Below are 12835 nucleotides of genomic sequence, written 5' to 3'. Positions count from 1 at the left end.
TGACAGTTGCTGTATTACAGGGATGCGGCCCAGCCGGCGGCGTCGACCTCGACGATCAGTGGCGATGTGGTGTCGTTGAGGCTGGCCAACGCCTCGCCCAGCGTGGCCGGGTCGGCGATACGGCGGTAGCGGCAGGCGAAGGCCTGTGCCAGGGCCTGGAAATCGGGGGCGGCCAGGTCGACACCGAGCTTGGGTATTTCGCTTGCGGCCATGTAGCGGCGTATCTCGTCATAGCCGTCGTTGTTCCAGATCACCACTGCGACGGGGCGGCCCAGGTCGCGGGCGGTGCCGAGCTCGCCGAGCACGAACTGCAGACCGCCGTCGCCGACCAGGGCGACCACCGGACGATCGGGACAGGCCAAGGCCGCGCCGAGGGCGGCGGGCAGGCCGTAGCCGAGGGTGCCGAAGCCGGTGGCGGCGTTGAACCAGCGGCGGGGTGCCGGCAGCGAAGCCAGGAAATTTCCGGCATAGACAGGGCCGGTGGAATCGCCGACGACAATAGCCTCGGGCAGCGCCTCGTGCAGGGTGGCGAAGAGCGGGGCATAGGGCGCGATCTCGGGCTCTTCGAGCAGGGCGAGTTCCCGGCGCACGGCCTCGGCGCGAGCAGTACCGTCGCGTGCTGCTGATTCGGGCAGTCGTTCGACCAGGGCCGTCATGGTCTGGCCGGCTTCGGCGAGCAGGGCCAGGTCGGCGGCCTGGTTGCGACCGAGCTGCTGGGGGTCGATATCGACCCGGATCAGGCGGCCATCGAGGACGAAGCCGCCGTCGAAGACCAGATCATAGTCGGTCTCGCCAAGCTCCGTGCCGATGGCCAGCACCACGTCGGCGTCGCGGGCCAGCCGGCGGGCGGCGGGCAGGCTGGCGGTGGCGCCCAGATCCAGCGGATGGTCGAGCCCCAGTACGCCCTTGGCGTTGATGGTGGTAAACGCCGGGGCGTCGAGCCGTTCGACCAGGATGCGGGCGACGTCCGGAGCATCGACGGTGCCGCCGCCGAGCAGTACCAGCGGCCGAACCGCGGCGCCGAGCCATTCGGCGGCTTGCCTCAGTGCCTCGGGTGCCGGTGCCGGCGGGTAGCTACGGGTGGGCGTGACGGGAGCATCGGAGACCGGAGCGCCCATCACGTCCAGGGGAATCTCGATATGCACGGGGCCGGGGCGGGCGCTGTCGAATATCGCAAAGGCGCGGGCCAGCACCTCGGGCAGTGCCTCGGGGTCGTGCAGGGTGTGGCTGAATACGCTGACGCCGGCCAGTGTCTCGCGCTGGTGGGGCATCTCGTGCAAGCGCCCCTGGCCGCGCCCCAGGCTGGCGCGCTGGTTGACGCTGGAGATCACCAGCATGGGCACCGAATCGGCCAGGGCCTGGCCCATAGCGGTGGCGATGTTGGTCATGCCGGGGCCGGTGATGATGAAGCAGGCGGCGGGCTTGCCGCTCGCCCGGGCATGGCCGTCGGCCATGAAGCCGGCTCCCTGTTCGTGGCGTGGCGTCACATGGCGCAGCCGGCTTTCGCCCAGCGCACGGTACAGCTCGATGGTATGCACGCCGGGGATGCCGAAGGCGGTATCGACGCCGTAGGCCTCGAGGAGCTGGATCAGTCGCTGGGCACACGTCATCGGGGCTCGTTCTCCTCGATCGGGTCGGGCAGGCCGCCGAAGGGCGGGCGGCCCAGAACGCGCTCGACCATGGGCACGAAATGCTCGAGCGGCAGGGTGTCGTAGTCGGGATCGAAACTCGCCTGATCCCAGTGGTCGCAGAAGCGCACCGTGCGGACATAGGCCGGGTGGTCGCGGAACTGCTCCCGGGCGTGGCGGTCCTGGCCGAAGAAGTGACGGTAATGATAGCCCTGGAAGAGTTCGTGATGGCGAATCATCCAGGCATTCAGCGGATCGATGAATGGCTCGAGGATCCCCGCGGCGATCTCGGCATGGTTGGCCGGCGCCAGGTCGTCGCCGATGTCATGCAGCAGGGCGCACACGACCATTTCTTCGTCGGCACCGTCGCGCAGGGCTCGGGTCGCGGTCTGCAGGCTGTGCTCGAAGCGATCCACCGGGTAGCCGTGATGGTCGCCGGCCAGGCGGTGTAGATGCGCGAGCACGCGACGCGGAGCGTCGGCCTGGTAGTCGCGGAAACGCGCGTCGATCAATTGCCATTCGTCGAGCCGGCTTTCGTCGAAACGGCGGAAACGGGCCTGATTCATGCGCTGACCTCCTGGGACGGTTGGCTGGATAGCTGGCGACGCAGCACCAGGCGGCGGCTGGCGGTACTGTCACGATCGACGTAGCCCTGACGCAGGTGGCGCACGCCGCCGGCGAGCTGGTAGGCGCGCCGTCCGTGCAGCAGGCGGTAGTTGTCCATGATCAGCATCTGGCCGGGGTCGAGCTTTAGGTGCACGGTCAGCTCGTCCGAGGTGATCAGGCGATAGAAGGTCCGTCGCGCAGCGTAGTAGCGTTCGAGCTCATCGGTGGAGAGGGCGCCGACGCGCTCGGTGCGGTTATTGAAGCGCACGCGCGACAGGCGGCCTTGACTGTCGAGCTCGATCAAGGGCCCTTCGCCTTCCAAGCAAGTGGTGTCGTCGTGGTAGCGAAAACCCGGGGCGATACGGGTCAGGCAGTCGAATGCTTCGGGGGCGCGGGCCTTGAGCGTCAGCGCGGCCTGGTAGCCGTCGACCAGAGTGTTGTCGCCGCCATCGGCGGCATTGGTCAGGCAGTGCAGCCAGATGTAGCCGGGGATGGGGTCGCGATAGGGGTTGTCGGTGTGCGGCTCGAGTCCGCGCTGGGTCATGGTCAGGTCATAGGCATTGGCCACCGACTTGACGTCGGCGATGCCGCCCCAGTTGGTGCGACGCAAGGGGCCGATGCGATCGATCAGCGCCTGCATGCCGTCTTCCTCGGTGGGCACGCCGGACACCAGCACGAAGCCGAAGCGATGCAGGTTCTCGAGCATGTCGAGCAGGGCGGCATCGTCCTGTCGGGCGGCCGCGAAGTCCGCCTTGGGCGGCTCGGACAGGCTGGCATCCCAGAGAGTGCGGTCGGGCACGCTGGTGTCGTTCTCGGTGCTGGCCTCGATCAGTTCCGCGAGTGGAAAGGCCGTGGCGTGACCGTCGCTGAAGCGTAGTGCCACGTGCTCGCCAGTCAATTCGGCGCTTTCCACGGCCAGGTCGAGCGGCAGCTCGGCGGCTTCGATCAGGCGCTGGCCGGTTCGCGGATCCAGGGTGTCGGGATCGGGCGCGCGTTCGCGCAGCCAGAGGGCGGCGAATTCGCGGGTCTGGCCCTGGGTCTCGAGGTTCAGGCGCTGTCCGTCCGAGGACAGCCACAGCGTGTCGCTTGCGGTCATGACGATCTATCTCCGGGTGTTGCGTGGACCGTGACGAGGCGTCGCCACCGGCGCCGATGCGCGACTGGCTTTACCCTAACGCCACTGCTCCGCTACCATTTGCATAAATTCGCCTTATATTTGATATTTTTGGCCATAATGAGCGAGCTTACCGACGCCTGGCCCTATCCACGACCGGATTCTCCGCCTTTGCTGGCGCCCGAGCAGGCCGAGTACACCCTGGATGTCTGGCTGGTACCCAAGTTTTCGATGCTGAGCCTGTTCTGCCTGCTGGAGCCATTGCGTGTGGCCAACCGTTTCGGTCGGGACCTGTTCGCCTGGCGGTTGTTGTCCGCCGATGGAGAGGGAGTGATCGCCAGCAATGGCGTGCGTATCGACGTCGATGACGAACTCGATACCGTGGCCGATGACGCGCATCTGATGGTGGTGTCCTCCTATGAGGCGGAAGCCACCATCCAGGGGCAGGATCTCGCCGTGCTGCGCCGAGTGGCGGCGCATGGCGGCTGGCTGGGTGGACTGGACACGGCGCCCTTCATCCTGGCGCGGTCGGGCGTGCTGGAAGGACATCGGGTGGCGATGCACTGGGAAAGCGTGCCGGCGTTTCGTCGCGAGTTCCCGCAGCTCAGGATCAGCCAGGCACGCTTCGAGCTGGATGCGTCGCGGCTGACCGGGTCGGGCGGTTCGGCGAGCATCGACATGATGCTGGCCTGGATGGAGCGGCTCTATGGCCCTGCATTGGCCAATGCGGTGGGTCGCCAGCTGGTTCACCAGCGTGGCGACGATGATCCTTCATCGAGCCGTGACGAGCGTTATGCGCACCTGCCGCGCAGTGTGCTGCGGGCCCTGGCGGTGATGGAGGCGAATCTGGCCCAGGCGCTGCCCATTCCCGAGATCTGCCGGTTGGTGGGCCAGTCGCAGCGTCAGTTGACGCGCCGCTTCATGGCCCATTTCGGCGAGACGCCCAAGCAATGCTATCTGGGCATGCGGCTCGACCAGGCCCAGCGCCTGCTCGCCGCCAGCCGCTGCCGGGTCACCGAGGCGGCGTTGGCCACCGGATTCGTGCATCTGGCGCACTTTTCGCGGGCCTACCGGGCGCGTTTCGGGGAGGCGCCCAGTGTGACGGCCGATCGAGGCTAGGTATCCTCTGAAAGCTGACCAGGTTCGACCATGCGGCGCTAGACATCAGCTCAGCGGTCCTCGGCGCCGATCCGTCGTTGACGCCGGGCGCGCTGGACCATGCGGTAGCGCGAGCGGATCTCGTCGCGTTCCAGATAGCACCCCTGCAGCCAGCGATGACCGCTGTCGCCCTCGAAGGCATCCCGAGCGTGCAACAGGCGCCGGTTGTCGAAGATCACCAGGTCGCCGGGCTGGTAGGTGAAGCGGATGGCGAACCCAGGCTCGCGCAGCAGGCGTTGCAGGGCCATCAAGGCTTCGTAGGCTGGCTCGACGTCCTCGAAAGCGGTCTGCAGGGGGCCGCGCAGGAAGTCGGCAATGCGCACTTCGAGCAGCTCGCCTCGAGTGTCCAGGCAGATCATCGGTGCATGCCAGACGTAATCGGTAGTGCGGGCGGTATTGGCGAAACGCCAGTGCACGCGGGTCAGGGTGGCATAGGCCTGCGGGTCGCGTTCGCGCAAGGCTTCGGCCACGGCGAAACCGTCGAGCATCACCGCTTCGCCGCCGGCCACGCTGTTCTCGAGACAGTGCAGGCACTGGAGCCCGGGATGATACTCGCGGGTCGGCAAATCCACGTGGGGTGGCAGGGCGATCGCGGTGTAGGCGTTGGAATCCGGGTCTGGCTTGGCGCGCACGTTGAACAACTCACCGAAGTTGGTGGGACGCACCGGACCGATACGCCGGGCGATGGCTTCCAGCGAGCCGGGTTCGGTAGGCAGGTTGCGCAATCGCACCAGCCCCTTGCCGAGCACGCTCTCCAGAGCCGGGGCGAGGATCGCTTCTTCGGCTGCGCTGCCGGGAGCGCTGTCGAGCAGGCCGCTGGCGTCCAGGCTGTCGGGCTGCTCGTCGGGACCGCCGAGCCAGGTGGTCACCGGGATCAGCGCTGCCTCGGCGTCGGTGGCGTTGTCGTAATCGTGGGCACGCAGCCAGCCGGGGTGAAAGCGCAGGCGACGATCCTCGGGCACGAAGTCGATGCACAAGGCACCGCTGTCGTCGATCCCGACACTGCCGATTTCCGGCCAGGCGGGTAGGGTAGAGAGATCGAGAATGCGCTCGCGGGTCGCCGGATTGACGGTGGTCTCGTCGGCGGCGTTCTCGCGCAGCCAGATACTGTGATAGCGGCTGACACGGCCGTCGCTCCAGCGTACCGAAACCTGGCGCGGCGAGCTTTCCACAGTCAGGATGTGGGCTTCGATCGGCCAGGCATCGTAATCCGGCGTCAGCGGAAGGGCGGTCTCGGTCATGAGGCATCTCCTGAGAGGGATCACGTGATGAGGCAATTCAGGATGCCAGCCGAGAGGTGGTGCGATGCGACCCGATTCGACAACGAGTGTGCACGATTCGACAGTCGAGGCGTCCGGTCAACGTTGCCGCAGTCGGCTCGGCGTCAGGCCGTAGCGGCGGCGGAAGGCCCGGGTGAAGCTGGAGGCCGAGGCGAAGCCGCTGGCCAAAGCGATGTCCATGATGCTGTGGCGGGTGTCGATCAGAAGCTGGTGGGCATGGGCCAGGCGGCGCTCCAAGTAGAAATGCTGCGGTGTCTGGCCCAGGTGACGCTCGAAGAGGCGCTCGAGCCTTCGCCAGGAGAGCCCGAGCTCATCGGCCAGGGCCTGGATGCCGAGTGGCGCTTCGAGATTCGTTTCCATCAGGGCGATGGCCCGATCGAGCAGCGGATTGGCTCGGCCTGCCGAACGAACGGCATGGCGTTGACGGCTGGCAGGCAGGCGGCCCTGGTCGTGGACGAGCTGCTCGCGTACTCGACCGGCCAGTTCGTCGCCGTGTCGGCGGGCGATCAGGTCCAGGCTCATGTCGATGGCCGAGCTGCCGCCGGCGCAGGAGAAGCCTTCGGCCGAGACTTCGTAGAGCGATTCGACCGCCTCGATGCCGGGGAATCGCGCGCGGAATTCTGGCAGCGACTCCCAGTGCAGGGTCACGGTCTGGTTGTCGAGCAGGCCGGCGGCCGCCAGCGCGAAGCACCCCGTGTCCATGCCACCCAGCACGCAGCCGGCCGAGGCCCTGGCGCGCAACCAGTCCAGCAGTTCGGTGTCGAGGGCGTGTTCGGGGGCGAAGCTCGCGCAGACCGCCAGGCTGGGTGTCTCGGGGGCGTCCTGCAGTGACCAGTTGGCGGCCAGGGGCATGCCGTTGGAAGCGGTGACAGGGCTGCCGTCACGACTGATGACGTCCCAGTGGAACAGCGTACGTTGGCTGATGCGGTTGGCGATGCGCAGCGGCTCGATGGCCGAGAAGAAGGCCACCATGGCGAAACGCGGCAGCAGCAAAAAGCCGATGGATTCCGGTGCGCAGACCCGGGGCTGTAGACGCATGAAGGAGGACCTGGCCGGTGGGGGACGGTCGTTGTTGCGTCGATTGTAGGGGGCATCCCGCTCTTTGCAATGGGCATGCGAATAGGGACAGGAAAGCGGTGGTCATGTCGCTTTATGTCGATTCAAGGTCGAGTCAGGCCAAGTCGTCATGGGGAAAGGCGTCAGACTGGTGGGATTGCCGTTCCAAGAGGAGTTCGCCATGCTGAGTTTGCAACGTCGTTGGCCCCTGCTGGGGACCACTCTGGCCCTGACGTCCCTGGCCGCGCCCCTGGCCCAGGCCGATCTCGAGCAAGTTCGTTTCGGTGTGCCGCCATGGCCGGGGGTGACCGTCAAGTCCGAGGTCGCCGCCCAGTTGCTGGAAGCCATGGGGTACGAAACCCGCCAGAATGACCTGGCGGTGAGCGTGATACTCAATGGCGTTGCCCAGGGCGATCTGGACGCCTACCTGGGCGGCTGGTATCCGGTACAGACCGACATGGTCGGGCCGCTGGTGGCCGACGGCAAGGTAGAGAAGGCCGCCGCCAACATCCAGGGCGCGGTCTCGGGGCTGGTGGTGCCGCGCTATGTCCATGAAGCCGGCATCGAGTCGGTGGCGGACCTGGAGGCGCATCGTGAGCGCTTCGACGCTACCATCCTGGGCATCGAGGCGGGCACTGGCATCAATACCGCCCTCAATGCGGCCATTGACGAGGATCTGGCCGATCTCGGCGACTGGACGCTGCGCGAGAGTTCCACGGCGGCGATGCTCGCCCAGGCCGAGCAGAAGATGCGCGACGGCGAGTGGGTGACCTTCGTCGGTTGGGAGCCGCACTGGATGAATGTCAGCTTCGATCTCGTCTATCTCGAGGACGCTGACGACGCCGGCGTGGCGCAGATCGAGAGCACGGTCTGGACCGTGGTGCCGGATGACTTGCAAGAGCGGGATGCCGATGTCCATCGTTTCATGACGCAGTACGTGGTGGACACGGCCGACCAGAACGACTGGGTGCATGCCTACAGTTACGAAGAGCGGCCCGCCGACGAGGTGGCCAGCGAATGGATCGCGTCGCACTACGGCACCGTGGCGGCCTGGCTCGAGGGCGTTGCAGCCCGCGACGGTCGTCCCGCCATCGAGGCCGTCAAGGCGCGTTTCGATTGAAGCCAGCTTGCCCGACAGTCCCCGGCCGGTCATCATGACCGGCTCGTTTTCCCCCTTGGCTTGCCGTCATGCGCCTCGATTACAGCGGTCCCACGCCGGAGCTCGTCGGCTTTCTGTTGCTGCCACGCTTCTCGATGATGGCCTTCTTCTCGGCCGTCGAGCCGCTGCGCATCGCCAACCGAATCAGTGGCCGACCGCTGTTCGACTGGACGCTGCTCAGCCAGGACGGCGAGCCGGTGACGGCCTCCAACGGCATGACGCTGCTCGCCGACCAGTCCATCGAGGAGGTGCATCACCTCCCGTCGCTCGCCGTCTGTAGCGGTTTCGATCCAGAATCTTGCCTGAGCCGTGCCCTGATGCGCTGGCTGCACCGCATGGACGAAGCTGGGTGCGTGCTGGGCGGTCTCGATACGGGCTGCTTCCTGCTTGCCGCTGCCGGCCTGCTGGAGGGCGAGCGGGTCACCCTGCATTGGGAGAGCCTGCCGGCCTTTCAGGAACGCTTTCCGGCCATCGAGACGTCGGATGAGTTGTTCGAGCTCGGGCGCCGGCGCTTCTCTTGTGCCGGAGGCGCGGCCGCCATGGACATGGCCCTGGATGTGATCGCCCGGCGTCATGGTCACCAGCTGGCCATCGATGTCTCGGAGCAACTGGTGCACGAGCGGATCCGCACGCGCCGCGACCAGCAACGCATGACGCTGGCGCGCCGCCTGGGAACGCATCGCCGCCGCCTGGTGGAAGCCGTCGACCTGATGGAGCAGCATCTGGAGACACCGTTGAGCCTGGCGGAGGTGGCGCAACGCAGCGGCATTTCGCTGCGTCATCTGCAGCGCCTCTTCGAGCGCGAGCTCGGGCAGTCGCCCCGGGAGTGGTATCTGGGCCTGAGGCTGGAGCGGGCCCGTTACCTGCTCGAAGAGACCGACCTGGATATCCTGGCCGTGGGACTGGCCTGTGGTTTCGGCTCGAGTTCGAGTTTCTCCCGGGCATTTCGCGGACATTATGGCCGCTCCCCTCGACAGATCCGAAAGGGATGAGGTGCGGTCCGGCGATGTCCGGGAGCGGCTGCACGAGTCGATCCTGGGTCGCGCCGAAGACGCGTCTCGATCAGTGATCCGGCGACGTCAGAATGCGCCAGGCCGCTTCGACACGTTCCTCATTGGGATACCCCTTGTTGGCAAGGATCACGATGCCCTGTTCGCGGGCAGGCATGTAGGCGGCGTAGGCACCGAACCCACCGGTCGAGCCGGTCTTGTGGTACCAGCGCTGTGGTTGCGGGTCGCCCTCGGTGTCGAGCAGGCGGGCGGGCTGGGGCGACAGAGCCATCTCTGAGGTGGTGCCGGCCTGGAGTGTGTCGAGCGAGACCGGCAGGGCATAGCTCTCCCAACCCAGGCCCTGCTGCATGTCGCCGACGGTAGCATAGCCGTGCTGGGTTTCCAGCAGGACCCGAGAGATCGAGTCGTCACGTCGATGAGCGTCGATGTTGGCCTGGACAAACCGCACCAGATCCAGTGCCGTGGTCTTGATGCCGTAGGCCTGGGCGTCCATGGCGCCGGGATTGACCCGCACCGGCTCGTCGTCACCATTGTAGCCTTGGGCATAGTGGCGTGCCCGGTCTTTGGGTACCTCGAGCCAGGTGTGTTCCAGCCCCAGCGCCGGCAGGACACGCTGTTGCATCAACGCCTCGAAGGCAATGTCGCGACTCCGGGATGCCAGCTCGCCGAACAGACCGATGCTGGGGTTCGAGTAGAGGCGTTGGGTGCCGGGCGGATATTCTGGTTGCCAGCTCGCGTAATAATCATGGGCGTTTCGAGCCGTCACGCCTTCGGGAAATTGCAGCGGCAGGCCGCCGGCCGTGTAGGTCGCCAGTTCGATCATGGAGACCTCGCCTATGGGGCTGCCATCGAAGTCCGGCTCGATGCTGGCGACAGTGTCGTTCCACTCGAATCCACCCTGTTGGTGCGCCCAGGCGGCGAGCACTGAGGTGAAGGTCTTGCTGACCGAGCCGATCTCGAACAGGGTGGCATCGTCCACGGTGGCGCCGGTGTCCCGGGAGGCTACGCCATAATGACTGACGCACACTTTTCCATGATCCACCATGGCCACGGAGACGCCTGGGATGTCATGGCGGGTCATCAGCGTCTCGACCTGCTGGTCCATGGTGGTGTCGTGGCAGGGGCCAGCCGCCGCCTGGGCGGAACCGGCGGCAACAGCGAGTGCGAGGGGAAGCAGTCGGGACGACATGTGTGAAACTCCTTGATGAGAGTGATGACCCGGATGTCATGTGCGAGGCGACATGGCAGTGCTGCTGAAGCCTAGACAGGCGGGAATGGCGGCACAATCGATCATTTCTATCCGCTGATATAAATTGAATTTGTAGCTGAAGCGGCGAGCGACGGTCTCATGCCAGCCGGTTTGCCAGGGCATGACAGACGTCATGCCAAGCCGTCTGCATGGCATCGAGCCTGGCATGGGCGTGCAGGGCGCCGTGCAGCATGCCTGGGGCTCGGCGATAGCCGATATCGGCACCGGCGTGGCGCCAGGCGTCGACTGCCATCTCGAGCGGACGGGTGAGGGGGTCGCGCTCCACCGACAGTATCTCGATACAGCCTGCCGGTGGCGAGGCATCGTCGGACATCGGGACATCCCTGGCGATGGCGTGCCACAAGGTCAGGATATCGTCCCGCGAGAGCAGCGGCGCGTCCGGCCCCAGGGTTGTCGGGGACAGGCGGCCCACCGGTGGGTAGATCAGGCCCAGTAGGCCGCGCCACGGCGATTGCCGGGCGACATCCAGGACCAGCCGCCCGCCGGCGCTGTCACCGGCCAGGGCCACGGGGGCGCAGGCCTCGGCCACTCGACGACAGTCGTCGAGAGCCTCGGCGTAGCTGGCCTCCGGGGCCAGCCGATAGTCGACGCTGATCACTTCGCGGCCCAGCCGCTCGGCGAGATCGGCCGTGATGCCGTGATGGCTGCGCGGCGAGCCGAGATACCATCCACCGCCATGCGCATAGAGGATCGGGCCAGCCTTGAACTTGGCCGGCTGAAAGCGACGCACGCTGACGCCGGCGATGCGTTCGTCGAGCACCGTCATGCCGGCGGGATCGGCAGGCGCGAAGCCCGAACAGAGCGCATCGTAACGCTGCCGAGCCGCCTCCACGGGCAACCCGGCGATAGCATCGAGTGCGTGCGCGAAGCGTCGCTGAAAGGTCTCGTGGCGCATCACTGGGCGGCGCGACGCGCGCGGCGCGATTCCTGCAGCAACGAGACCAGCACGCCGGCGGTCATGACCAGGATAACCGCGCTCAACGGCAGGGCAGCGGCAATCAAGGCGGTCTGCAGTGCCTTGAGTCCGCCTGCCACCAGCAGTACGGCGGCGACCAGGCCGATCACCACGCCCCAGAAGACCCGGAAACGTTGGGGCGGATCGTCGTTGCCGAGCGACAGGATGGTGGTCAGTACCAGGGTGCCGGAATCCGACGAGGTGACGAACCAGCTCATCAGCAGAAACACCATCAGTGCCGAGAGTGTCCAGCCCAGCGTGCCGGTGCCGGCGATGCCGTCGGCGCTGGCGAACAGCGCGGCTGGCAGATTCCAGGCATTGACCAGCTCGATGATGCCGGCATTGCCGGGACCACTCGTGGCGTGGAGCTCCTGATAGAGCGCATTGCCGCCGAAGATCACCAGCCAGACGAAAATGATCAGAGTCGGTACCAGCAGCACGCCGAGTACGAACTCGCGCAGGGTGCGTCCGCGAGAAATGCGCGCGATGAACAACCCGACGAAGGGCGCCCAGGCCAGCCACCAGCCCCAGTAGAAGATGGTCCAGGCCTGCTGCCAGTCGGCGGACGCCGGCTCGTCGGCATACCACAGGCCCATGGGAATGAAGTTGGCGGCGTAGTCGAGCAGAGTCGCGCCGAAGGCCTGGATCAGCCATAGAGTGGGACCGCCGAGCAGGAAGGCGCCGACCACGAGAACCGAGACCCAGATGTTGAGTTCGGAAATGATCCTGATGCCCTTCTGCACGCCGGATACCACCGAGAGGATAGAGACGGCCGAGATCACGGCGATCAGGATGAGTTGAGTGCCGAGGCCGTCACTGATGCCGACCAGGCGCTGCAGGCCGACGGCCATCTGGCTCACGCCGAGCCCCAGCGAGGTGGCGACGCCGAACACGCAGCCCAGTACGCCGAGGATGTCGACCAGATGGCCGATGGGTCCATAGATGCGGTCGCCGATAAAGGGATACAGGGCCGATCTCAAGGCGAGGGGCAGGCCCCGCCGATAGGCGAAGTAGGCCAGCGACATCCCGACGATGACGTAGATGGCCCAGCCGTGCAGACCCCAGTGGAAGACCGAGACGCGCAGGGCGTCGATGGCGCGTTCGTAGCCGATGGCGGTGGCACCGGCCATGTCGGCGTGGGGATTGTTGGGGTAACCGAAGGCGCCGCTGTCATCCAGGTAGAAGACCGGTTCGGCGACGCCGAAGAAGAGGATGCCGATGCCGATGCCGGCAGAGAACAGCATCGAGAACCAGGCGAAATTGCTGAATTCGGGGCGGCTATCGTCGTTGCCCAGGCGGATGCTGCCGTAGCGGCTGACCACGATGAAGGCACAGACGGCCATCAGCAGCATGACGGTCATCAGGTAGTAGCCGCTGAAGGTGCCTTCGATCCAGGTGCGCGCCGTGCCGAAGACGCTGCCGGCCATGTCGGAGCCGAGCCCGGTGAACAGCACGAAGGTCAGCACCAGACCGGCGGAGGCCAGGGTCATGCCCTTGTGCATACCCTGGAAGAACCCCCGCTGGGACAGTTCGGTCACCATGTAGTCCGTCGATGTCGCGCGGTTCGAGGCAGTGTCGCCCTGCGGTGCCTCGGGCGGA

The 12835-nt window shown here is 66.3% G+C and carries 11 protein-coding genes; 3 read left to right on the top strand and 8 right to left on the bottom strand.

From position 1 onward, the window contains the following. Window positions 1–14 precede the first annotated feature (14 nt). From HSDC_RS03855 to tmpA, 3 genes are read right to left on the bottom strand one after another with little or no spacing between them, the layout of a single operon-like run. Window positions 15–1610 carry a 5-guanidino-2-oxopentanoate decarboxylase gene (locus HSDC_RS03855; protein WP_064698573.1) on the bottom strand — a complete coding sequence of 532 codons (1596 nt, stop codon included), beginning with the start codon at window positions 1608–1610 and terminating at the stop codon, window positions 15–17. Continuing rightward, complete coding sequence (locus HSDC_RS03850) at window positions 1607–2194, bottom strand: HD domain-containing protein (protein ID WP_064698572.1); 588 nt, start codon at window positions 2192–2194, stop codon at window positions 1607–1609. The genes HSDC_RS03855 and HSDC_RS03850 overlap by 4 nt, the downstream gene beginning before the upstream one ends. Then, window positions 2191–3330, bottom strand: a complete 1140-nt coding sequence (gene tmpA, locus HSDC_RS03845) for a 2-trimethylaminoethylphosphonate dioxygenase (RefSeq protein WP_064698571.1) — start codon at window positions 3328–3330, stop codon at window positions 2191–2193. The genes HSDC_RS03850 and tmpA overlap by 4 nt, the downstream gene beginning before the upstream one ends. Before the next feature lie 138 nt (window positions 3331–3468). Here tmpA and HSDC_RS03840 point away from each other — a divergent pair, with 138 nt between their 5' ends. Beyond that, window positions 3469–4467 (top strand): GlxA family transcriptional regulator, encoded by a 999-nt coding sequence (locus tag HSDC_RS03840; RefSeq protein WP_064698570.1) that lies wholly within the window; start codon window positions 3469–3471, stop codon window positions 4465–4467. A gap of 50 nt (window positions 4468–4517) precedes the next feature. On the opposite strand, the gene HSDC_RS03835 is transcribed toward HSDC_RS03840, so the two are convergent. Continuing rightward, window positions 4518–5747 (bottom strand): TauD/TfdA family dioxygenase, encoded by a 1230-nt coding sequence (locus HSDC_RS03835; RefSeq protein WP_064698569.1) that lies wholly within the window; start codon window positions 5745–5747, stop codon window positions 4518–4520. 117 nt (window positions 5748–5864) lie between these two features. Further along, on the bottom strand, window positions 5865–6824 hold the full coding sequence (locus tag HSDC_RS03830; RefSeq protein WP_064698568.1) for a GlxA family transcriptional regulator: 960 nt from the start codon (window positions 6822–6824) through the stop codon (window positions 5865–5867). Window positions 6825–7023: 199 nt separating this feature from the next. Here HSDC_RS03830 and HSDC_RS03825 point away from each other — a divergent pair, with 199 nt between their 5' ends. Beyond that, window positions 7024–7962, top strand: coding sequence for an ABC transporter substrate-binding protein (locus HSDC_RS03825; RefSeq protein WP_064698567.1), 939 nt, complete (start codon window positions 7024–7026; stop codon window positions 7960–7962). A gap of 68 nt (window positions 7963–8030) precedes the next feature. Next, window positions 8031–8993 carry a GlxA family transcriptional regulator gene (locus tag HSDC_RS03820; protein ID WP_064698566.1) on the top strand — a complete coding sequence of 321 codons (963 nt, stop codon included), beginning with the start codon at window positions 8031–8033 and terminating at the stop codon, window positions 8991–8993. Window positions 8994–9063: 70 nt separating this feature from the next. Here the strand turns inward: HSDC_RS03820 and ampC are convergent, their stop codons facing one another. The 3 genes from ampC to HSDC_RS03805 form a co-directional block, all read right to left on the bottom strand. Next, window positions 9064–10200 (bottom strand): class C beta-lactamase, encoded by a 1137-nt coding sequence (gene ampC / locus HSDC_RS03815; protein WP_064698565.1) that lies wholly within the window; start codon window positions 10198–10200, stop codon window positions 9064–9066. Window positions 10201–10357: 157 nt separating this feature from the next. Beyond that, on the bottom strand, window positions 10358–11176 hold the full coding sequence (locus tag HSDC_RS03810; RefSeq protein WP_064698564.1) for an alpha/beta hydrolase fold domain-containing protein: 819 nt from the start codon (window positions 11174–11176) through the stop codon (window positions 10358–10360). After that, on the bottom strand, window positions 11176–12777 hold the full coding sequence (locus HSDC_RS03805) for a BCCT family transporter (protein ID WP_064698563.1): 1602 nt from the start codon (window positions 12775–12777) through the stop codon (window positions 11176–11178). Before HSDC_RS03805 ends, HSDC_RS03810 begins: the two co-directional genes overlap by 1 nt. Between the last annotated feature and the right edge of the window lie 58 nt (window positions 12778–12835).

Origin of the sequence: Halomonas caseinilytica, from assembly GCF_001662285.1 — a bacterium.
Classification (GTDB): domain Bacteria; phylum Pseudomonadota; class Gammaproteobacteria; order Pseudomonadales; family Halomonadaceae; genus Halomonas; species Halomonas caseinilytica.
This window is presented reverse-complemented; position numbering and strand designations above follow the sequence as displayed.

Coding starts and splice junctions, on each gene's coding strand:
- tmpA (WP_064698571.1), bottom strand. CDS start 3,330: ATGACCGCAAGCGACACGCTGTGGCTGTCCTCGGACGGACAGCGCCTG.
- HSDC_RS03835 (WP_064698569.1), bottom strand. CDS start 5,747: ATGACCGAGACCGCCCTTCCGCTGACGCCGGATTACGATGCCTGGCCG.
- HSDC_RS03820 (WP_064698566.1), top strand. CDS start 8,031: ATGCGCCTCGATTACAGCGGTCCCACGCCGGAGCTCGTCGGCTTTCTG.
- HSDC_RS03840 (WP_064698570.1), top strand. CDS start 3,469: ATGAGCGAGCTTACCGACGCCTGGCCCTATCCACGACCGGATTCTCCG.
- HSDC_RS03810 (WP_064698564.1), bottom strand. CDS start 11,176: ATGCGCCACGAGACCTTTCAGCGACGCTTCGCGCACGCACTCGATGCT.
- ampC (WP_064698565.1), bottom strand. CDS start 10,200: ATGTCGTCCCGACTGCTTCCCCTCGCACTCGCTGTTGCCGCCGGTTCC.
- HSDC_RS03855 (WP_064698573.1), bottom strand. CDS start 1,610: ATGACGTGTGCCCAGCGACTGATCCAGCTCCTCGAGGCCTACGGCGTC.
- HSDC_RS03850 (WP_064698572.1), bottom strand. CDS start 2,194: ATGAATCAGGCCCGTTTCCGCCGTTTCGACGAAAGCCGGCTCGACGAA.
- HSDC_RS03830 (WP_064698568.1), bottom strand. CDS start 6,824: ATGCGTCTACAGCCCCGGGTCTGCGCACCGGAATCCATCGGCTTTTTG.
- HSDC_RS03805 (WP_064698563.1), bottom strand. CDS start 12,777: ATGGTGACCGAACTGTCCCAGCGGGGGTTCTTCCAGGGTATGCACAAG.
- HSDC_RS03825 (WP_064698567.1), top strand. CDS start 7,024: ATGCTGAGTTTGCAACGTCGTTGGCCCCTGCTGGGGACCACTCTGGCC.